General features: G+C 43.8%; 23 protein-coding genes. 1 reads left to right on the plus strand and 22 read right to left on the minus strand.

From position 1 onward, the window contains the following. Positions 1–18 precede the first annotated feature (18 nt). The 8 genes from CSV79_RS08920 to spoIID form a co-directional block, all read right to left on the minus strand. Positions 19–714 (minus strand): DNA-directed RNA polymerase subunit beta, encoded by a 696-nt coding sequence (locus CSV79_RS08920; RefSeq protein ID WP_099688700.1) that lies wholly within the window; start codon positions 712–714, stop codon positions 19–21. A gap of 22 nt (positions 715–736) precedes the next feature. Then, entirely contained in the window at positions 737–1,570 is an 834-nt protein-coding gene (locus tag CSV79_RS08925) for a flagellar hook-basal body protein (protein ID WP_099688701.1), read from the minus strand. A gap of 40 nt (positions 1,571–1,610) precedes the next feature. Continuing rightward, entirely contained in the window at positions 1,611–2,435 is an 825-nt protein-coding gene (locus CSV79_RS08930) for a flagellar hook-basal body protein (protein ID WP_099688702.1), read from the minus strand. A gap of 94 nt (positions 2,436–2,529) precedes the next feature. Then, positions 2,530–3,537 (minus strand): rod shape-determining protein, encoded by a 1,008-nt coding sequence (gene mreB, locus CSV79_RS08935; RefSeq protein WP_099688703.1) that lies wholly within the window; start codon positions 3,535–3,537, stop codon positions 2,530–2,532. A gap of 205 nt (positions 3,538–3,742) precedes the next feature. After that, on the minus strand, positions 3,743–5,239 hold the full coding sequence (gene glpK / locus CSV79_RS08940; protein ID WP_199171897.1) for a glycerol kinase GlpK: 1,497 nt from the start codon (positions 5,237–5,239) through the stop codon (positions 3,743–3,745). A 137-nt stretch (positions 5,240–5,376) separates the two neighbouring features. Further along, the gene (locus tag CSV79_RS08945) at positions 5,377–5,655 is read right to left on the minus strand and encodes a sporulation transcriptional regulator SpoIIID (protein WP_099688705.1); all 279 of its coding nucleotides are present in this window, start codon (positions 5,653–5,655) and stop codon (positions 5,377–5,379) included. Positions 5,656–5,766: 111 nt separating this feature from the next. Continuing rightward, a complete protein-coding gene (locus tag CSV79_RS08950; protein ID WP_233201408.1) occupies positions 5,767–6,423 on the minus strand; it encodes a M23 family metallopeptidase in 657 nt (218 codons plus the stop codon). Positions 6,424–6,453: 30 nt separating this feature from the next. Further along, positions 6,454–7,401 (minus strand): stage II sporulation protein D, encoded by a 948-nt coding sequence (gene spoIID, locus CSV79_RS08955; protein WP_099688707.1) that lies wholly within the window; start codon positions 7,399–7,401, stop codon positions 6,454–6,456. 45 nt (positions 7,402–7,446) lie between these two features. Between spoIID and CSV79_RS08960 the strand changes: the two genes are divergently transcribed. After that, positions 7,447–8,121 (plus strand): hypothetical protein, encoded by a 675-nt coding sequence (locus CSV79_RS08960; RefSeq protein ID WP_143560555.1) that lies wholly within the window; start codon positions 7,447–7,449, stop codon positions 8,119–8,121. On the opposite strand, the gene murA is transcribed toward CSV79_RS08960, so the two are convergent. The 14 genes from murA to CSV79_RS09030 all read right to left on the minus strand — a co-directional run. Continuing rightward, the gene (gene murA / locus CSV79_RS08965; protein WP_099688709.1) at positions 8,099–9,394 is read right to left on the minus strand and encodes a UDP-N-acetylglucosamine 1-carboxyvinyltransferase; all 1,296 of its coding nucleotides are present in this window, start codon (positions 9,392–9,394) and stop codon (positions 8,099–8,101) included. The two genes, CSV79_RS08960 and murA, sit on opposite strands and share 23 nt — an antisense overlap. Before the next feature lie 427 nt (positions 9,395–9,821). Next, positions 9,822–10,055, minus strand: a complete 234-nt coding sequence (locus tag CSV79_RS08970) for a DUF1146 family protein (protein WP_099688710.1) — start codon at positions 10,053–10,055, stop codon at positions 9,822–9,824. 70 nt (positions 10,056–10,125) lie between these two features. Beyond that, the gene (locus tag CSV79_RS08975; protein WP_099688711.1) at positions 10,126–10,530 is read right to left on the minus strand and encodes a F0F1 ATP synthase subunit epsilon; all 405 of its coding nucleotides are present in this window, start codon (positions 10,528–10,530) and stop codon (positions 10,126–10,128) included. Positions 10,531–10,554: 24 nt separating this feature from the next. Further along, positions 10,555–11,970 carry a F0F1 ATP synthase subunit beta gene (gene atpD / locus CSV79_RS08980; RefSeq protein WP_099688712.1) on the minus strand — a complete coding sequence of 472 codons (1,416 nt, stop codon included), beginning with the start codon at positions 11,968–11,970 and terminating at the stop codon, positions 10,555–10,557. 35 nt (positions 11,971–12,005) lie between these two features. Next, positions 12,006–12,863, minus strand: coding sequence for an ATP synthase F1 subunit gamma (gene atpG, locus CSV79_RS08985; RefSeq protein WP_099688713.1), 858 nt, complete (start codon positions 12,861–12,863; stop codon positions 12,006–12,008). A gap of 42 nt (positions 12,864–12,905) precedes the next feature. Then, positions 12,906–14,417 carry a F0F1 ATP synthase subunit alpha gene (gene atpA, locus CSV79_RS08990; protein WP_099688714.1) on the minus strand — a complete coding sequence of 504 codons (1,512 nt, stop codon included), beginning with the start codon at positions 14,415–14,417 and terminating at the stop codon, positions 12,906–12,908. 24 nt (positions 14,418–14,441) lie between these two features. Beyond that, positions 14,442–14,978 (minus strand): F0F1 ATP synthase subunit delta, encoded by a 537-nt coding sequence (locus tag CSV79_RS08995; protein ID WP_099688715.1) that lies wholly within the window; start codon positions 14,976–14,978, stop codon positions 14,442–14,444. Further along, entirely contained in the window at positions 14,975–15,526 is a 552-nt protein-coding gene (atpF, locus tag CSV79_RS09000; RefSeq protein WP_369824941.1) for a F0F1 ATP synthase subunit B, read from the minus strand. The genes CSV79_RS08995 and atpF overlap by 4 nt, the downstream gene beginning before the upstream one ends. Before the next feature lie 149 nt (positions 15,527–15,675). Continuing rightward, positions 15,676–15,888, minus strand: coding sequence for a F0F1 ATP synthase subunit C (atpE, locus tag CSV79_RS09005; protein ID WP_099688723.1), 213 nt, complete (start codon positions 15,886–15,888; stop codon positions 15,676–15,678). Between the two features lie 68 nt (positions 15,889–15,956). Then, positions 15,957–16,667 carry a F0F1 ATP synthase subunit A gene (gene atpB, locus CSV79_RS09010; RefSeq protein WP_099688716.1) on the minus strand — a complete coding sequence of 237 codons (711 nt, stop codon included), beginning with the start codon at positions 16,665–16,667 and terminating at the stop codon, positions 15,957–15,959. A gap of 32 nt (positions 16,668–16,699) precedes the next feature. Beyond that, the gene (locus CSV79_RS09015) at positions 16,700–17,068 is read right to left on the minus strand and encodes an ATP synthase subunit I (RefSeq protein ID WP_099688717.1); all 369 of its coding nucleotides are present in this window, start codon (positions 17,066–17,068) and stop codon (positions 16,700–16,702) included. A 514-nt stretch (positions 17,069–17,582) separates the two neighbouring features. Further along, a complete protein-coding gene (wecB, locus tag CSV79_RS09020; RefSeq protein ID WP_099688718.1) occupies positions 17,583–18,701 on the minus strand; it encodes a non-hydrolyzing UDP-N-acetylglucosamine 2-epimerase in 1,119 nt (372 codons plus the stop codon). A gap of 15 nt (positions 18,702–18,716) precedes the next feature. After that, positions 18,717–19,346 (minus strand): uracil phosphoribosyltransferase, encoded by a 630-nt coding sequence (gene upp / locus CSV79_RS09025; protein WP_099688719.1) that lies wholly within the window; start codon positions 19,344–19,346, stop codon positions 18,717–18,719. 186 nt (positions 19,347–19,532) lie between these two features. Continuing rightward, positions 19,533–19,620, minus strand: an 88-nt coding sequence (locus tag CSV79_RS09030; protein ID WP_143560557.1) for an IS3 family transposase, incomplete at its 5' end; no start/stop codon positions are given.

A 19,620-nucleotide genomic window follows, 5' to 3' on the forward strand; every position in this document is an offset into this window, starting at 1 on the left:
AGTATGTCTTTACTATAATTACTTACCATTCATAATATCAAATATATGCTGCCACGTTTCTTTTTGGAATACGTCACCTGCCGAGCCGTCACCAATGACGCTGAAACCAACGATTGCTCCTAGTACAGCGGCTATGGCTATGAGAACGAGCAAGATGAGCAGACGTAACCAAATAGGAATTAGGCGAACTTGCACCCATTTTACTTCACTGGCGGATTTTTCAATTTCCTCTTTGCGCCAACGTCTAGTTTTTTTGCCGACCGCAACAGGCTCTTGCTGTTCATCTTGACTTGTTGTATCTACTGTTTCAGTGGCTTCATTTGCTTCAGTTGCTTCTGGTGCTTCTGGTGCTTCTGGTGCTTCTGGTGCTTCTGGTGCTTCAGTTACCTCAGTCGCTTCAGTTACTTCAGTTACTTCAGTTACTTCAGTTACTTCAGCCCCCTCTTCCGGCGAATCAATTTCTTCTATTGTTTCGGTGGATTCAGCTTCTTGTTGTGAATTTGTCGCTGTAACTTCTACAAGTTCTGGTGATTCAGGCGTGTTTTCAAGGGGCGCTTCTTCTACCACCTCTGGAGGATTAGGCGCGTCCGAAACGGTAGCAGGTGTTTCTTCTACAGTCCCTGAGATAGGCTCTGATGCTTCCGTAGTGTTTGTAATTGGTTCGTTTGGTGTTGCTATAGGTTCTTTTTCAATTTTACGATTTTCATCTGTCATAGTCAGTACTCCTAGTGCACGCTTAGCGGATGCCGTTGATCAAGCCAAGCATTTGATCTGCTAGTGTAACGGAGCGTGCATTAAATTGGTAAGCCCGTTGCGTAGCGATTAAATCTGTCAATTCTTTTTCATATTGAACATTGGACGTTTCGAGTGCCTGGTTTTGCAAAGCGATTTCACTACGACCTGCACCTGTCATCTCCGTTAATAAATCATTGGCTGCAATTCCAAGTGCCGCCATATCTTCAGGTAGACCGAAGTTTGTGCTAGACAGCTGAACCATAGAGTCTGGCTTTTCTAGTACGGTGATACCTAACTCAAACTGTTGAGTTCCCCCCGGATGCGTAACTTCAAGTACGCCGTTCGGTTGGACGTGGTAACTTGTTGCATCGCCAGCAAAGATGATTGGACGGCCTGCGCTATCCGCTACAGGTAATCCTTCTTCATTAACTAGCATATTTTGACCGTTCGCTGTCGGGGAGATATAGAAATTTCCTTTTCGCGAATAAATAATTTCGTCGCCACCGTCAGTCGTCTGGATAAAATTAAAATGTTGTTTCGGTGCTGTCAATGCAAAGTCGAGTGGGCGATCTGTCAATTGGACAGCTCCGATCTTCCAATTCATTTGCAGACTGCCAATTCGTGAACCCGTACCTATGCGAATCCCGTCTTCTGAGTGACGAGGGGCTTGATCTGCTTTGTCATTGTTCATCTGCTGGTATAGCAGTTCTTGGAAATTTGCACTGGTCGCTTTATACCCATGGGTTGCGGAATTGGATAAATTATTGCCGATTAAATCTAGTCGATGCTGTAGTTGGTTCATCGTGTTCACAGCAGTTGTCATCGTACGAATCATCAAAGCTGACTCCTTTCGTGCTGTAAGCTATATGTATTCATCAATTGACACGCCCTACTTCATTGACCGCTTTTTCCATGCTACGATCGTAGGCTTGCAGAACTTTCTGGTTCGCTTCGAATGCTCGGTACGCTGTCAGCATATCGGTCATCGTACGCGCTGCGTCTACATTGGAATCTTCTAGGTACCCTTGTTTCATGGAGTAGCGACCACCCATCGGTAGCGCTTGTCCGTCTACTGTACTGAACAGCCCGTTATCCCGCTTGAGGAGTCTATTTGGTTCATCGGAGTACGCAATGCCCAGTGTGGCAGTTTGTTGATCTCCTGAAAAGACGACACCCTCTTGTGTAATTCGAATATCATCATTCGGAAGTTCGATTCGATTACCTGCTGTATCTAAAACAAATAGACCGGATGGATTCGTTAAAAAGCCTTCCGCATTAACGATGAAATTTCCGTTTCGCGTATAGTATGGATCGCCGTTTTCGCCTGCGAGTGTAAAGAATACAGTCCCTGCAATACCAGTCTCTTCATTGACGTCCATTGGTCCGTCAATTAATGCTACGTCTGTCTTCAATTCAGTTTCTCGTAATTGACCTTGAGAAAATTGCGGCAGTGTTTCCTGCATGTAGACACCTGTTGACAGTTCACCAACCGGAGTAAGTCCTCTGAAGTTCAATCCTTTTTCCGTTGGTATGCGCGTTGCATCTAAACGAGACATGAACATTTCAGTAAACGACCGAATAGAAGATTGCTCTGCCTTATAGCCAGGTGTGTTAGCGTTAGCTATATTATTTGAGAGCATCTCCGTCCGGCGTTGCTGTGCAATCATGCCCGATCCTACTGTGTAAAAACCACGAAACATTTCATTTCACTCCTTTTGATTCCGTACCCATATTCATTCTATTCTAGTAAAAATGAATGTCATTTCTTATTATACACTACTTTTCATTTGCATGTCAGCTCATCGTGTAGTGTATCGGTGTTGTCCCTTTCTTCTCCAATAAAATACTAGTTCCAATTGCTATACATGTTAATGGATTTTTTGCGATGAAAACAGGAGCATTCAATTCTTCTGAGAGCAACGTATCAATACCGGGAAGTAATGCACCGCCACCTATAAGAATAATTCCATGATCCATAATGTCCGTAACAAGTTCAGGTGGTGTTTTTTCGACTACTGTTTTAGCAGTATGCACAATTTTTCTAATCGGTGGATGTAGTGCTTTATTGATTTCCTCTGCAGTGATCATCAATGTTTTAGGAAAACCAGTCCCTAAATCGCGACCGTGAATCGCTATCGCACGAGGTTTTTCATCACTTGGAAGTACTAGTCCAATGTCCTTCTTCACTTGTTCCGCAGTTCGTTCCCCTACATACATATGATGATGTTTTTTTATATGCTGGATAATTTGTTCATCAAACGCTTTGCCTGCCGTATTGGTAGTCTCAAACGACACAATATCGCCCATTGATAGCACTGTGGCATCTGTTGTACCTGCTCCTATATCGATAATCATATGACCTGCTGGTTGAGAACTATCTATACCTGCACCAATCGCCGCAACTTTCGGTTCAATCTTTATACTAATCTGCTTACCGCCTGATAGTTCCACTACTTGGCGTATTACGTTCTGTTCAACACGCGTTGTATGGGCAGGGCAGCAAATTACGATTCGCGGCCTAGATAAAAGACTTTTCCCTAGTATTTGATTAAGAAAATGGCTAAGCATGGCACACGCCAGTTCAAAATCCGCTATAAAACCATATTGCATGGGATACAGTACTTTTATATTTTCTGAAGTTCGTCCAATCATTTCGTATGCTTGCTGTCCGAAAGCTATGTTTTTCTTCGTATTCTTATCAATGGCCACGACTGCAGGTTCATTAATGACGATCCCTCTACCCTTTACATATATCCGTATAGTAGCTGTTCCTAAATCTATTCCAATATCTTTCGAAAACATCACGACCGCCCCCCCATCCGTCCTATCAGGTTATACTCTCTAGCTGTTCATTCTATCATATTTCCACTTTAAACAGCATGATTCGACTGGCTTATTGTAAAGGTTGTCGGAACTTGTCGTTGTTTGTCATCACGATAGATTATGTTTTTATACATAACAAGAAAACCATCAGCTACAAGCAACTGAATTTGCTTGTAGCTGATGGTTATTTAAAAGCAATTGTAGCTACAATCGCTTTTTGCCAGCCCTTATAAAGTTCCTCGCGTGTCGCTTCCTCCATATCGGGTTGGAAAGGACGATCTAAGCGCCAGTGAGTCGAGATTTCTTCACAGTCTTTCCAGAACCCAACAGCAAGCCCAGCTAAATACGCTGCACCGAGTGCGGTTGTTTCATTAATTGTAGAACGCTCGACAGGCACGTTTAACAAGTCAGCCTGGAATTGCATAAGGAAGTCATTTGATACCACCCCGCCATCGACACGTAATGTTTTCAACGCGATTCCAGAGTCTGCTTCCATTGCATCAAGCACATCTTTCGTTTGATATGCAAGCGACTCAAGTGTTGCTCGTACGAAATGTTCTTTCGTTGTGCCACGGGTGAGTCCGAATACGGCCCCTTTGACATCACTGTCCCAGTAAGGGGTACCGAGCCCTACGAACGCTGGCACGACATAGACTCCTTCTGTTGACTTCACACGTTTCGCGTAGCTCTCACTGTCAGAAGAGTTGCGGAACATGCGTAGGCCGTCTCGTAGCCATTGTATGGCGGATCCAGCAACGAAAATGCTTCCTTCAAGCGCGTATTCGACTTTACCATTGATGCCCCAAGCAATTGTTGTGAGTAAGCCATTTTCTGAAGTGACAGCTTTTTCTCCTGTATTCATGAGCATAAAACAACCCGTACCATACGTGTTCTTCACCATGCCACTTTCAAAACAAGCTTGGCCAAACAATGCAGCTTGCTGGTCACCCGCAATGCCTGCAATCGGCGCTTCATAACCGAAGAAGTGGTTGGCATCGGTATGGGTATAAATTTCCGAAGACTGACACACTTTTGGCAGCATAGAAGCTGGAACGTCCAAAATAGACAACAATTCTTCATCCCACTTTAGCCCGTGGATATTGTACATCAACGTTCTAGAAGCATTGGAATAGTCCGTGACATGGGCTTTTCCTCCAGACAGCTTCCAAATAATCCATGTATCAATTGTGCCGAATAGTAAATCCCCGTTTTCAGCCTGTTCGCGTGCCCCGTCTACATGATCCAAAATCCACTTTACTTTTGTTCCTGAGAAGTACGAGTCGATAAGCAAGCCTGTTTTATTACGGAACAGCTCATTGTAACCGTTTTCTTTTAAGTTCTCGCAAATATCCGCTGTTTGGCGTGATTGCCAGACAATCGCAGAATACACAGGATCTCCCGTATGTTTATTCCAGACAACTGTCGTTTCCCGTTGGTTCGTAATACCAATGGCTTCTATTTGTGTAGCGGAAAGGTTTTTTTCCGAAATAACCGCAGCAATGACGGATAAAATGGAACTCCAAATTTCATCTGCATTATGCTCTACCCAACCTGACTTCGGAAAATACTGCGTAAATTCTTGTTGCGCAGTGTGGAAGATTTCACCTTTTGCATCAAATAAAATAGCCCGTGAACTAGTCGTTCCTTGATCGAGTGCCAAAATATACTTTTTTGTCATCATCCATTCCTCCAGTAGGGGTGTTGGTTACTATTATACACTTTCTTTCATATCCATAACGGAAAAAGACAGCGACACGAGCGCTGTCTTTTCAGTATTGCTAGTAGCTGTATAGTTATGAGATATAATCTGCATTTATTCTAGCTTTTCACATCTTCTTTTTGCGCAAGATTTTCATTTTTCCATTTCTGGCGGGTGGCTTCTCCTCCGCGCAAGTGGCGGATGGATTTATGATAAGCAAGAATTTCAGCGACTTGTTGTGAAAGGCCGGGATCTACATTCGGCAGTCGCTCGGTCAAATCTTTGTGGACCGTACTTTTAGAATAGCCGGTCGCATTGGCTAACGCGCGCACTGTCAGTTTTGTTTCGATTAACAGCTTTCCTAGACGTACGCAACGCCTTCTAATTTGCTCGTGCACGCCCTCTTCCTTTCTCTTTTTCACTCCTTTTGGTGTTTTATTGTATGCGGTTACTCGGGAACATATGAAAAAGCCATTCCGGGGGGCTGGAATGGCTTAGTGCGTACTATGTTAGAATGCTAAGTAATCATGTGGATTAACTGCTACGCCATCTTGACGTATTTCAAATTGCAAGTGGACACCAGCTTCTGGATTCCACTCATTTTGAGTCGTTGTCGCCAGCACTTGTCCTTGTTGCACTTGATCGCCTTCTTTCACGATTACACCGGTTAGCGAACCGTAAACAGTCGTCATACCGTCTGCGTGTTTCAGCTTGATCTCCGTGCCTTTAAATGAATCTACTATGACTTCTTCTACCGTTCCACTCATCGCCGCTACTACTTCAAACGGCTCTCCTTCGATGGAAAGCGATAGACCTTCACTTGTCACATAAGATTGCTTGAATACGAGCAAGGCCTTTTCACGGACCGACTCATCTGCTTCGGGATCATAAAATTCTTGTAAAATAGCGACTTGCTCTACTTGGTCTTCATGAATTGGATACTTCAGTGTTTCTTTAGATGCATTTGTTTCTACCGTGGCATTTTCTTTAGGCTGATCGATCTTCGCGACTTCTGACGGTGTTGCATCATTCGTTGTCAGTGCGGAGTATCCCCAAACCATGCCGATGAATAGGAGCGCGACGCTCGTATAAATGGCAGGCCAGAACCAGCCGTTTTTCATTTTCTTCTTCTCCTGAGAAGGGGCCTTTGGTTTTTCTTCTCTCATGTTCATCACCTCATTTGCATTCTGAGCAAGTTATGAGGATTTTAAACATTCCCCTTCAGGTAAATTTATTTTTTGTATTTTTGTACCTGTATAATAATGTGTTAAGATTTGTTCCGCACTCCAACCTTTCTGCGCAAATGCCTCGGCCCCATATTGACTCATACCCACACCATGGCCGTATCCTACAGTCGTTACATGGACAATTTGGTTGTTGACATCATAGGCGATATTGAAATCTGTTGAAGCTAAATGAAGCTTTTCCCGAATTTGTCGACCGCTCGTTTCATATTGACCTGAGACAATTTTTTGGACACGTCCTGTCTGATTTCTAACTAATTGAAGTTCACGAAATTGATTGGCATCCCAATTCAAGCCTAATTTTCGATTCCATTCTGTTAATTTTAATTGCTGCTGGCGTTCTACTGTCGGGGCTACGTCTTCTTCACCTGGGCTTTCTACACTTTGTAAGTACTCAACTGGATTTCCACTAAAGTTTTGAGCGGCTTCTGTTTTACCGTTAGATGTAGAGAAGAACATAGCGGAGATTATTTCTTCCCCATGAACGATGATTTCTCCTTTCGTCGCTTCCGCTGCGAGCCTGATCTTTTTCTCATTGCCCTTATACGATTTGCCCCAGCGTTCCTTACGTTCAGCTTCCGTGCGATAGACTTGGGCAGATACACCCTTCGCAATCGGCTTAGCCCCTTTATCTGTATTACGCGCTGCATACGTGCGTGCTGCAATCACTTGAGCCTTTAGTGCCTCCTCATGAAAGTCTGCTGGCATCTCTCCGGCAACCACACCGACTACATACTCTTCAAGCGGTAGCGGCTCGTCCACACCTATGACCGTAATCATAATATCGCAATAGTTCTCCTCTCGTTGGTCTACCAGTTTTACATCTGGTGCTTGTCTTGCAAGAATTGGAATAAAGAATAAAGAAAGAATGATGAATAAAAGGAGTAGTTTTTTGTACATACTGGACTATATGCGATTTATTTGAGTGGTATTCCTTGAGCGGGGATGAATCATCCGGTTTGGTGGTGGTGTCTCAATGAACTTGGGGGAATGCTCATAGGGCCTGGCTTCGCGCTCATTGAAACCGGCCACGCGCTCATTGAACACGGCGGTGCGCTCATAGAACTCGGCTACGCGATCATTGAACACGGCGGTGCGCTCATAGAACTCGGCTTTGCGATCATTGAACTCGGCTACGCGATCATTGAACACGGCGGTGCGCTCATAGAACTCGGCTACGCGATCATTGAACACGGCGGTGCGCTCATAGAACTCGGCTTCGCGATCATTGAACACGGCCAAGCGCTCATAGAACTCGGCTTCGCGCTCATAAAACCCGGCTTCGCGATCATAGAACCCAGCTTCGCGATCATTGAACCCGGCCACGCGCTCATAGAACTCGGCGGTGCGCTCATAGAACTCGGCTTCGCGATCATAGAACTCGGCGGTGCGCTCATAGAACTCGGCTTCGCGCTCATAAAACCTGGCTACACGCTCATAAAACACGGCTTCGCGCTCATAGAACCCAGTTCCACGCTCATTGAACCCGGCTCCGCGCTCATAGAACCCAGGTCAACGATCATAGAACTACAACAACTAATCCAAAAACACAAAAAAGCCACGAACATTGAAGTGTTCATGACTTTTCCTATATGCATTATACAAACTGAGATTCTGTGATTTCTTGTTCTGTCGAAACGCGTGTGATATCTGCGCCGAGTGCTTTAAGCTTCTTGTCGAAGTCAACATAGCCGCGATCTAAGTGAATAAGTTCAGTAACTCGTGTAACACCTTCTGCAACAAGGCCCGCTAGAATTAGTGATGCAGCGGCACGCAAATCAGTTGCTGCAACTTCAGCACCTTGAATTTTAGAAGGTCCTGAAACGATAACAGAGCGTCCTTCAATTTTCACGTCAGCATTCATACGGCGGAATTCCTCTACGTGCATGAAACGATTTTCAAATACCGTCTCAGTCAATACGCCAATTCCTGTAGCCTTCAACATCAATGCCATCATTTGCGACTGCATATCTGTCGGGAATCCTGGGTGTGGCATAGTTTTTAAGTCAACAGCTTTAAGTGGATGCTTCGCCGTCACGCGAACACCTTCATCTAATTCTGTGATGACTACGCCCATTTCAGTCATTTTGGAGATCAAAGCAGTCAAGTGCTCAGGTACTGCATTTTCGATGACAATGTCACCCTGTGTAATAGCGGCCGCAACCATGAATGTTCCGGCTTCGATACGGTCTGGAATAATGTGATGTGTAGTTGCATAAAGTGTAGGAACACCCTCAATACGAATATTATCCGTACCAGCTCCAACTACTTTACCACCCATTTCATTGATGAAATTAGCCAAGTCGACGATTTCCGGTTCTTTTGCAGCGTTCTCGATTATAGTTATACCTTCTGCCAACGCAGCAGCCGTCATGATGTTTTCCGTTGCTCCAACACTTGGGAAGTCCAAATAAATTTTCGCACCTTTTAATCGTCCGTCCACTTTCGCTTCAACATGTCCATGTCCAAAGGTAATCTCCGCGCCCATAGCTTCGAAACCTTTTAAATGTTGGTCGATTGGTCTTGATCCGATTGCACAGCCACCTGGTAATGCGACACGAGCAAATCCGTTACGCGCCAATAACGGACCCATTACTAAGATGGATGCGCGCATTTTACGTACAAACTCAAATTGTGCTTCATCAGCTAGTCTACCCCGTGAATCAACAATGACTTCATTTCTTTCTGGGTCATGCGTAATTTTCGCATTCAAGCTCTTCAACACTTCGTTGATTGTTCGCACATCCGAAAGACTAGGAACATCACGAATGACGTTCACCCCTTCAGATGCTAATAAAGCAGCAGCCAATATTGGTAATACCGCGTTCTTCGCACCTTCTACACGTACGTTCCCTTGTAAAGTCCGTCCGCCTTTAATAATAATTTTTTCCACCAGTAGCCCCTCCGTGTCCAATTTATCATTCTACCCACAGCCTATTATCAGAAATTATCAGTAATTATTTTCAATGTCATGTCAATATCTTAGTCAAATAGAGTACTTTACATGTAAAACATATACTATTGTACCTTGTATAACTTTACTAGACAAGTAACTTCTGGCGCAATTTCGGGTTATTTCTTGCGTGATTCAGTATATGTGATGTTTCGACAGAATGTGCTTCGTATACAACACAAAATAGAAACCACACTACAGTTCATACCCTACTTTCTTGCAATACACACTTTTTTTGAATCATTTTTTAATGTGTCAACATACAGATTATTCGCTGGCACTATACGATACATTATAGTTTTGATTTCTTTCAGCCAATGTTCTAATTCCCGTTGCCTTTTTCATGTAGAGCTTCAGCTGAAGGAAATCAAAACCACGTAGACCATCTTCCTGACCAATAGGATATGTCTAAAAAGAATTTTGATACAGTGGAACCAATTGCAATACTTAACAAAATAAACAAAAGTTGTGTTTGAAACACACGATTTTTTCGGATGATGGCTTCTGGGAGAATCGCTTGTAATGCATAGAAACTAATACCGATGAAAAAAATGTGCGAAACAATTGCGAGTAATGGATTACTGCCGAGCATGCTATCCATTGATCAAACCCCTTTCTTTACTTGAAAAAAGGGCGTACAGAAACAAAGTCTGTCCGCCCTTTCTCACTATTTATATACGTTGCTCATACACTTGTATACGGTTGATGGCACGCTTCAAATCAAGTTCAGCCAAGCGTTGCTGAAGATCATCTAACTTGTTCTTCAAATCATTTTCTGCTTTTTCAGCTGCTTTCTTTGCTCGAGCGATATCAATGGACTCAGCCATTTCAGCACTCTGCGCTAGCACAGTAACCACTTCGGGACGGACCTCAATGAAACCTCCGTGGACTGCGACAGTTTTTGTCTCACCATCTGTTTTAAGGCGAAGTGCACCAATTTGAAGTGGTGCTACCATAGCGATGTGGCCGGGAAGAACCCCGATCTCACCAGCTTCGGTAACTGCAATCACCATGTTCGCATCCATTTCACAAACAGGGCCGTCGGGAGTGACGATATTCACTTTGATTTTACTCATTTTTTTCCCTCCTGGTCCCTTTTCTTAGACTTCTACGCCCATGCCTTTTGCTTTTTCGATAACTTCTTCGATACGTCCGACCAAACGGAATGCATCTTCCGGTAAGTGGTCATATTTACCTTCCAAAATTTCCCCAAAGCCTTTGATCGTTTCAGCAACTGGAACGTAAGAACCTTTTTGTCCTGTAAACTGTTCAGCAACGTGGAAGTTTTGTGATAAGAAGAACTGAATACGACGCGCGCGGTCAACAACCTGCTTGTCATCTTCGTCTAACTCGTCCATACCTAGGATTGCAATGATATCTTGCAATTCACGGTATCGCTGAAGAGTTGTTTGTACTTCACGAGCTACACGATAATGCTCAGGGCCAACGATTTCTGCACTCAATGCACGAGAAGAAGAAGCTAGTGGATCAACAGCTGGATAAATACCCATCTCTGATAGTTTACGCTCCAAGTTCGTTGTTGCATCTAAGTGAGCGAAAGTTGTTGCCGGAGCTGGATCCGTATAGTCATCCGCTGGTACATAGATTGCTTGGATCGATGTAACTGATCCTTTATTTGTAGATGTGATTCGCTCTTGTAACTGACCCATTTCTGTAGCCAATGTCGGCTGGTAACCAACCGCAGAAGGCATACGTCCTAGTAGGGCAGAAACTTCAGAACCTGCTTGTGTAAAGCGGAAGATGTTATCGATGAACAATAGAACGTCTTGTCCTTGCTCATCACGGAAGTGCTCAGCCATAGTCAAACCAGAAAGTGCTACGCGCATACGTGCACCAGGTGGCTCGTTCATCTGACCGAATACCATTGCCGTTTTCTTGATAACGCCTGAATCTGTCATTTCAAAGAACAAGTCGTTTCCTTCACGAGTACGCTCTCCAACACCAGCGAATACGGAAATACCACCGTGTTCTTGTGCGATGTTGTTGATCAATTCTTGAATTAGAACAGTTTTACCTACACCCGCACCACCGAAGAGTCCGATTTTACCACCCTTGATGTATGGTGCAAGCAAGTCAACTACTTTAATTCCTGTTTCAAGAATTTCTACCTCTGTGGAAAGGTGTTCGAATGTTGGTGCAGAACGGTGAATTGGATCACGTTGTGAATCAGCCGGAACTGGCTCAGCAAGGTCAATTTCCTCACCTAGTACGTTAAATACACGTCCGAGTGTAACGTCTCCGACTGGAACAGAAATTGGTGCACCTGTATTTACTACTGGCGTACCGCGTTTCAGACCATCTGTCGAGGACATCGCAATCGTACGAACTGCATCGTCACCAAGGTGAAGTGCTACTTCTAGAGTCAATACTTCGACTTCTCCATTGGAACGATCGATGTTAACCTTCAATGCATTATAGATCGCTGGAAGCTGACCGTTTTCGAATTTAACGTCAACAACTGGACCCATAACTTGAAGAATATGTCCATTACTCATGCTTTTCCCTCCTGTCTTACTTACCATCAAATGATTTATTCGAGTGCTGCTACGCCGGCTACGATTTCAGTAATTTCTTGAGTGATCGCTGCTTGACGTGCACGGTTAAATTGTAAAGTTAACGAATCGATTAGATCAGACGCATTGTCTGTCGCCGTCTTCATCGCTGTCATACTGGAAGCATGTTCGCTCGCTTTTCCATCCAGTACTGCCCCATAAATGAGACTCTCCGTATATTGTGGGAGAAGTGTTTCGAGAATCGCTTCTGCTGAAGGCTCGAACTCATAAGATGAAGTAGCAGATCCAGATGAAATATCTGTGAGTGGAAGCAATTTACGTTCAGTTGCTTCGTTGGAGATGGCGGAGATGAAGTGGTTGTAATACAAGTACACTTCATCATAAACGCCTTCTGTGAACATGCCAACAGCCCGATTCGCGATATCTTTTACTTCTTCAAAACGAGGGTGATCTGAAAGCCCGATCAGACTTTCTTCAATCTGGTATCCCAGACGACCGAAGAATTCAAAGCCTTTTCGACCGATCGCGATAATGACCACTTCGTCTTTTGACTTGTGGCGTTGTTCGATTGCGCGGGTAACGGCACGGAAAATGTGCGCGTTGTATCCACCTACCAATCCACGGTCAGAAGTTACTACGATGTATGCAGTTTTCTTAATGGGACGTGCAGTTAGAAGCGGATGACCGGAATCTTTCGTAACGGATGCAATAGCACCTACTACTTCTTCCACTTTATCCATGTAAGGCACAAATTTCTTTGCATTCACTTCAGCACGGTTCAGTTTAGAAGCAGAGACCATTTGCATCGCTCTCGTGATTTGACTCGTCTTTTTTGTTGAAGCAATACGGCTTTCTATCTCGCGTAAGGACGCCACTGGCTATTCACCACCTTTATTTTAAGATCCATTCAATTGAAATTACGCTTCAGAAGTTACGAAGTTTTTCTTGAATTCGTTGAACGCTGCGCTCATTACGTCATCAGCTGGAAGATCTTTCGTCGTACGGATGTGATCATACACTTCCGTATGGTTAGATTCTAACCAGCTAGTGATTTCACTTTCAAAACGCAATACGTCTTTTACTGGAATATCGTCAAGGTAACCGCGTGTCAGTGCATATAGACTGATTACTTGGTATTCGACTTTCAACGGCTTGTTCAAGTCCTGCTTTAAGATTTCAACTGTACGCTGACCGCGGTCTAGTTTAGCTCTTGTCGTTGGATCTAGATCTGAACCGAATTGTGAGAATGCTTCTAATTCACGGAATGCTGCCAAGTCCAAACGAAGTGTACCGGCAACTTTCTTCATCGCTTTAATTTGCGCTGATCCACCTACACGGGATACGGAAAGACCTGCGTTGATCGCTGGACGTACGCCTGAGAAGAATAGATCGGATTGAAGGAAGATTTGTCCATCCGTAATTGAAATTACGTTTGTTGGGATATAAGCAGAGATATCTCCAGCTTGTGTCTCAACGAACGGCAATGCTGTAATAGAACCTGCTCCTAGTGAGTCATTCAACTTTGCAGCACGCTCAAGTAGGCGGCTGTGTAGGTAGAAGACATCTCCTGGGTAAGCTTCACGACCTGGAGGACGACGAAGTAGCAAGGAAAGTTCACGGTAAGCTGCTGCTTGTTTAGATAGATCATCATAAACGATTAGCACGTGTTTGCCTTCGAACATAAATTCTTCTGCCATCGAAATACCTGTATACGGTGCTAAGAATAGCATTGGAGACGGGCTTGATGCAGATGCAGTAACAACGATTGTGTAGTCAAGAGCACCGTTCTTACGTAGCGTTTCAACAACTCCACGAACAGTAGATTCTTTTTGACCAATTGCAACATAGATACAGATCATGTTTTGGTCTGCTTGGTTTAGGATCGCGTCAATCGCAACAGTTGTTTTACCTGTTTGACGGTCTCCGATGATTAATTCACGTTGTCCACGACCGATTGGAACAAGAGCGTCAATCGCCTTGATACCTGTCTGTAGTGGTTCGTGAACTGATTTACGCGCCATAACACCCTGTGCTGGGCTTTCGATAGGACGTGTTTTTGTTGTGTTGATTGGACCTAATCCATCAACTGGTTGTCCAAGTGAATTGACGACACGGCCGATCAATTCTTCTCCGACTGGTACTTCCATAATACGACCTGTACGACGAACTTCATCGCCTTCTTTAATGTCTGTGTATGGCCCTAGGATAACGATACCTACGTTGTTCGCTTCCAAGTTTTGTGCCAGACCCATTACGCCGGTAGAGAACTCAAGAAGTTCCCCCGCCATGACATTGTCGAGGCCATGAGCAAGTGCGATACCGTCACCTACACGGATTACAGTACCTACTTCACTTACTTCCATTTCAGACTGATAATTTTCGATCTGTGATTTGATCAGACCGCTAATTTCCTCAGCTTTGATGCCCATGTATGTCACCCCTCTTAATTCAAATTAATTGATTAATTGACGTTCAAGACGCGCCAGCTTTGCGCTGATGCTGCTATCGATAATTTGGTTGCCAATCTGAAGGCGAATGCCTCCGAGTAGGCTTGGATCAATAATGTTTTCGATGTTCAATGATTGTTTACCGACTTTGTGTGCAAAGGCAGTAGAAATAGCATTGCTTTCATCTTCACTCAGTTGACGCGTAGAGTAGACTTTCGCTTCAGCGATTCCGGAAGCTTCGTTAGCGAGTTCCTGGAATTCATTGATTAAATTGACTGTCTCTCCAATTCGACCTGCATCAATCAACACATAAAGTGTATTCAATACAAGTTGATTTGCTTCACTGAAAAATTGTCCAATGAAATCTTTCTTTTGCTGTGGAGAGAATTTAGGTGAGATTAACATCTCGCCGAATTCCTTTTCTCCAGCAAATACCTTTTTCAACTCTTTTAGATCTGCTTGCACAGCAGGAGTTTGTTTCTTTTCCTGTGCGGCTTTAAACAATGCGACAGCATAACGTTTTGCGATTACCGATTGGCTCATCGCCCTTCGCCTGCCTTCACAATCGTTTCTTCGATCAATGCGCGGTTATCTTCTTCGGAAATTTCTTTCCCAAGAACTTTAGACGCAGCCAAGATAGAAAGAGATACGAATTCTTCGCGAACTGCTGCAACTGCTTTCTCTTTTTCAGTAGCGATTTCGAGAGTTGCAGATTCTTTCATACGGTTTACTTCAGCGCGTGCAGCCGTAACTAGCTCTTCACGTTGAGTTTCACCTTGTTTCTTTGCCTGTTCAACGATAGATTGTGCGTTGTCGCGTGCTTCTTTCAATAGCGCACGTTGTTCTTCAAGAAGCTTTGCAGATTCTTGACGACTTTTTTCGGCTTGCTCGATCTCCGTAGCGATTAATTGCGCCCGTTGATCCATCACGCCCATTAACGGACCCCATGCGAACTTCTTTAGAAGTACCATGAGAATCGTGAAAAATACGACAGTGACGATAATGTCACCTAAATTGAGTCGTTGGTTCAAACTAGCTAAAAATCCTGCGTCAGCTTCTGCTGATAAAAGGACGAAGGTATCCAACACGATTGTTTCACTCCCTTCAAGAGCTCATGACTCTTTCGTTTCTTACGCCTAATTTAATTGGCATTCTATGTTCATTCAGTTCAATCATATGTTTGTTGACATAAAGCAATGGCGAAGACTTAAACTACGCACTTCGCCATATGTTGCAAAAATTATTTGTTCATTACGATAAACGCGATAACAGTTGCGATGATTGGAAGTGCCTCAACCAATGCAACCCCGATGAACATTGTTGTTTGTAGAACGCCACGTGCTTCTGGTTGACGAGCGATCCCTTCAACTGTTTTAGAAACGATCATACCGTTACCGATACCTGCACCAAGTGCACCTAGACCAACTGCAATAGCTGCTGCTAATAAACCCATACCCATTGTGTATTTCCTCCTAATATTTTGTATAGTTTTGGTTCCCTATAAATAGGGTAGTTATATGTTTAGTGGTCTGTGCTGACTTTGTGAGCCATATAGACCATCGTTAACATAACGAAGATAAATGCTTGGATCGCCCCGATGAACACGGAGAAACCTAGCCAAGCGAGTGCTGGAACCACAGCTCCGGCTAAACCGAAGACACTGGACGCACCAAGTGCTGCAAGCAAACCGATTAAGATCTCACCTGCGAAAATGTTACCGTAAAGACGAAGACCGAGTGTCAACGTATTTGCAAATTCCTCAATGATTTTCAATGGAGCTAAGAAAGGAATTGGTTGGAAGTACGTTTTGAAATAACCACCAATACCGAGCTGCTTGATACCATAGAAGTGTGTTAACGCAACAACTGTAGAAGCGAGGGTTAACGTGATAACTGGATCGGCTGTTGGAGATTTCCACCATAGCTCATGATCCCAAACGATTGCGAAGGGCAATCCAAGCATATTCGCCACGAAGACAAACATGATTAAGGTAATACCGAGCACGTGGAAGCGGCCTCCCGTTTTCCAGTCCATGTTATTTTTAATGATGCCTTTGACGAAGTCCATTACCCACTCCATGAAGTTTTGCATGCCCGTAGGTTTCATTTGAAGCCGCCGAGTGGATGCAACTGCAATCAAGAAGACGACTAGACACGTCACAAACAACATTAAAATATTCGAAGGGTTAAAACCTATTCCGAATAAATCAAAGTGTGGATTTTCATGATTCACGTTTTTGTTCACCTCCCCTTGCTAGTAAAGTGTCAATGCTTCAAATGGAATAGCAGATGACCAGTAAACAACAGTAGATAAGGTATCATTAACCCGATTACCGTGCTGATCAGATCAAACTCTTCCGGCAGAGCAAGTGCAATGGCTGCTGCCGCTACACCCGATGCAAAACGTAAGCCCATACCTAATGACTTCGCACGTTTTTCCTCCGTAATGGATTGGTCAAACCGTTCCATACGTCGTACTAAAACCCAAAAGTTATACATTCCGAAAAGCGAACCTAAAATGAGGCCAGCGAAGATTGTCCGGAAGTCCAATAAAAACCATCCGAGTCCAAACAATGCGAGCAAAAAAAAGAAACTCTTCTTTTGCCGACTAAAAATTTCTGCCATACTTTGCATTGTTTATGATTCTCCTATTTCGTATTTGGATTCCAGCGTCGTGGTGAAGTGTTCAGTAGGTTTTTCGATGTTTGTCGAAAAAACAGAGACTTGATCGTTTCCATCATGTTTCAACAAGATAGATCCCTTGCATAGGAATCTGGAAATTGTAAGTGAAGCGTCGTGTTGTTCACCAGGTAGCGTTGTTTAGTGTAACGCAGATAAAGCGGTGAGCAGACGTTCATGGTGTGAAGATTAGAAACCTCGAAAACATCATTTCTGTTATATAGATATGTATGAGTTCCTTATCAATCTTACCCTTTGTTAGCATACAATAGCGGGTTTTTTATGTCAATTGATTACAGTGAATTAATTCACAATGTGTTCCCTTTGTCAAAGGTTCGACATATTTGTTTTCGTTATTTTTCAGGGTGTTTTATCCAGTTTTATTCTATTAAAAACAAAAGATAATACTACAGAATATAGTACCAAAAAAACAGCAGAGGACAATTAGATCCTTTGCTGTTTTTCGTGGTTATAGAGAATTTAAGTATTTTAACAATGATTCGACGATGCGTTCGGAAGCGTGGCCGTCGCCATACGGATTGTGGGCTTTGGACATTTTTTCGTATTCTGCATTATCGGATAGTAATGTATCAGTCAGGCTGAAGATTGTTTCTTCTTCAGTTCCCGCTAAACGCAACGTCCCCGCTTCAATTCCTTCTGGGCGTTCGGTTGTGTCACGCAGGACAATGACTGGTTTTCCAAGGGACGGCGCTTCTTCTTGAATGCCGCCTGAGTCTGTAAGAATGATGTGCGAACGTGCTGCGAAGTTGTGGAAATCTAGTACTTCGAGTGGCTCGATTAAGTGCACGCGGTCGTTATCACCTAGCAATTCATCCGCCACTTCACGTACCGCTGGATTCATATGCAAAGGATAAATGACTTGAATGTCGTCGTACTTATCGAGCAGTCGGTTGATCGCACGGAACATATTGCGCATCGGTTCACCTAGATTTTCACGGCGGTGTGCTGTCAACAAGATCAAGCGATCATCCCCAAGCTGATCAAACATCGGATGATGATACTCTGGGTCTACTGTTGTTTGCAACGCATCGATTGCTGTATTTCCTGTAATGAAGATACGATCCGCGTTCTTGCCTTCATTCAATAAGTTTTGTGCCGACTTTTCTGTTGGTGAAAAATGAAGATCCGCAATGACACCTGTTAGCTGACGGTTCATCTCTTCAGGGTACGGTGAGTATTTATTCCATGTCCGTAATCCTGCCTCGACGTGACCGACAGCGATTTGATTATAGAATGCCGCTAAACTACCAATGAAAGTAGTTGCTGTATCGCCATGGACAAGCACGATATCCGGCTTCGATTCTTTCATGATTTTGTCCAAACCTTCAAGTCCACGTGTTGCTACGTCGATCAATGTTTGGCGATCTTTCATGATATTCAAATCATAATCCGGTTTGATTTTAAACGTTTCTAGCACCTGATCCAACATTTCGCGGTGCTGGGCAGTGACTGTGACGATTGACTCGATTTCATTCGGATGCTTTTCGAGTTCGAGAACGAGAGGCGCCATTTTGATAGCTTCCGGTCTGGTGCCGAAGATCGTCATCACTTTCCATTTCTTAGTCAATGAATGATCCCTCCATTATTTCGTGCCGAATAAACGGTCACCTGCGTCACCTAGTCCAGGTACGATATAGCCGTGTTCATCGAGCTTTTCGTCTAGCGCTGCGATATAAACGTCCACGTCTGGATGTGCTTCTGTTAGAACTTCGACGCCTTCAGGAGCTGCGACTAGGCACATAAATTTGATGTTAACCGCGCCACGCTTTTTCATTGAATTGATCGCTTCGACAGCTGTCCCGCCTGTCGCAAGCATCGGATCCACTACGATGAATTCGCGCTCGGACACGTCAGAAGGCAACTTCACAAAGTATTCAACGGGTTTTAGAGTTTCTGGGTCGCGGAATAATCCAACATGTCCCACTTTTGCAGCTGGGATTAAATCGATTATACCGTCTACCATGCCGATTCCCGCACGCAAGATCGGAACAATACCTAATTTTTTCCCTGCCAAGATACGAGATTTAGATTCGCAGACTGGTGTCTGGATCGTTATTTCTTGCGTTGGAAGATCACGTGTGATTTCGAAAGCCATAAGTGTCGCTAGTTCGTTCACTAGTTCGCGGAATTCTTTCGTTCCCGTGTCGGCCTTTCGTATATACGTTAGTTTGTGTTGAATTAATGGATGATCAAATACATGTACTTTTCCCATTGGTATCGCTCCTTTTCGGAATATCTTGTACATTATAACAGAAATCATACGATAATCATCCCTGTAGCGTATATTGCTAAAGTTTGTTGACAATGTTAGTGAGATGTATAGGATAGAATCCCGTTCCGCTGCGTTCCAGGCGGACGCGTTTGAAGTGACCCCTTAAAGTTAGACACGATTATTTCATCAGGCAACTTGCTCAAAATGAGTTCGGTATTGGACCGGACTCATTTTTAATTTTGCCTTTATCCGTTTCGTATTATAGTAATGGATA

The sequence above is a fragment of the Sporosarcina sp. P13 genome (genome assembly GCF_002743055.1).
Lineage (GTDB): Bacteria > Bacillota > Bacilli > Bacillales_A > Planococcaceae > Sporosarcina.

Coding starts and splice junctions, on each gene's coding strand:
- spoIID (WP_099688707.1), bottom strand. CDS start 7,401: ATGTACAAAAAACTACTCCTTTTATTCATCATTCTTTCTTTATTCTTT.
- CSV79_RS08920 (WP_099688700.1), bottom strand. CDS start 714: ATGACAGATGAAAATCGTAAAATTGAAAAAGAACCTATAGCAACACCA.
- atpD (WP_099688712.1), bottom strand. CDS start 11,970: ATGAGTAATGGACATATTCTTCAAGTTATGGGTCCAGTTGTTGACGTT.
- glpK (WP_199171897.1), bottom strand. CDS start 5,239: ATGATGACAAAAAAGTATATTTTGGCACTCGATCAAGGAACGACTAGT.
- upp (WP_099688719.1), bottom strand. CDS start 19,346: ATGGGAAAAGTACATGTATTTGATCATCCATTAATTCAACACAAACTA.
- CSV79_RS08995 (WP_099688715.1), bottom strand. CDS start 14,978: ATGAGCCAATCGGTAATCGCAAAACGTTATGCTGTCGCATTGTTTAAA.
- mreB (WP_099688703.1), bottom strand. CDS start 3,537: ATGTTTTCGAAAGATATTGGAATAGATTTAGGAACAGCTACTATACGG.
- CSV79_RS08960 (WP_143560555.1), top strand. CDS start 7,447: ATGAATCATCCGGTTTGGTGGTGGTGTCTCAATGAACTTGGGGGAATG.
- CSV79_RS08970 (WP_099688710.1), bottom strand. CDS start 10,055: ATGGATAGCATGCTCGGCAGTAATCCATTACTCGCAATTGTTTCGCAC.
- atpA (WP_099688714.1), bottom strand. CDS start 14,417: ATGGGCATCAAAGCTGAGGAAATTAGCGGTCTGATCAAATCACAGATC.
- CSV79_RS08925 (WP_099688701.1), bottom strand. CDS start 1,570: ATGATTCGTACGATGACAACTGCTGTGAACACGATGAACCAACTACAG.
- CSV79_RS08950 (WP_233201408.1), bottom strand. CDS start 6,423: ATGAGAGAAGAAAAACCAAAGGCCCCTTCTCAGGAGAAGAAGAAAATG.
- CSV79_RS08975 (WP_099688711.1), bottom strand. CDS start 10,530: ATGAGTAAAATCAAAGTGAATATCGTCACTCCCGACGGCCCTGTTTGT.
- CSV79_RS09015 (WP_099688717.1), bottom strand. CDS start 17,068: ATGCAAAGTATGGCAGAAATTTTTAGTCGGCAAAAGAAGAGTTTCTTT.
- atpE (WP_099688723.1), bottom strand. CDS start 15,888: ATGGGTTTATTAGCAGCAGCTATTGCAGTTGGTCTAGGTGCACTTGGT.
- CSV79_RS08930 (WP_099688702.1), bottom strand. CDS start 2,435: ATGTTTCGTGGTTTTTACACAGTAGGATCGGGCATGATTGCACAGCAA.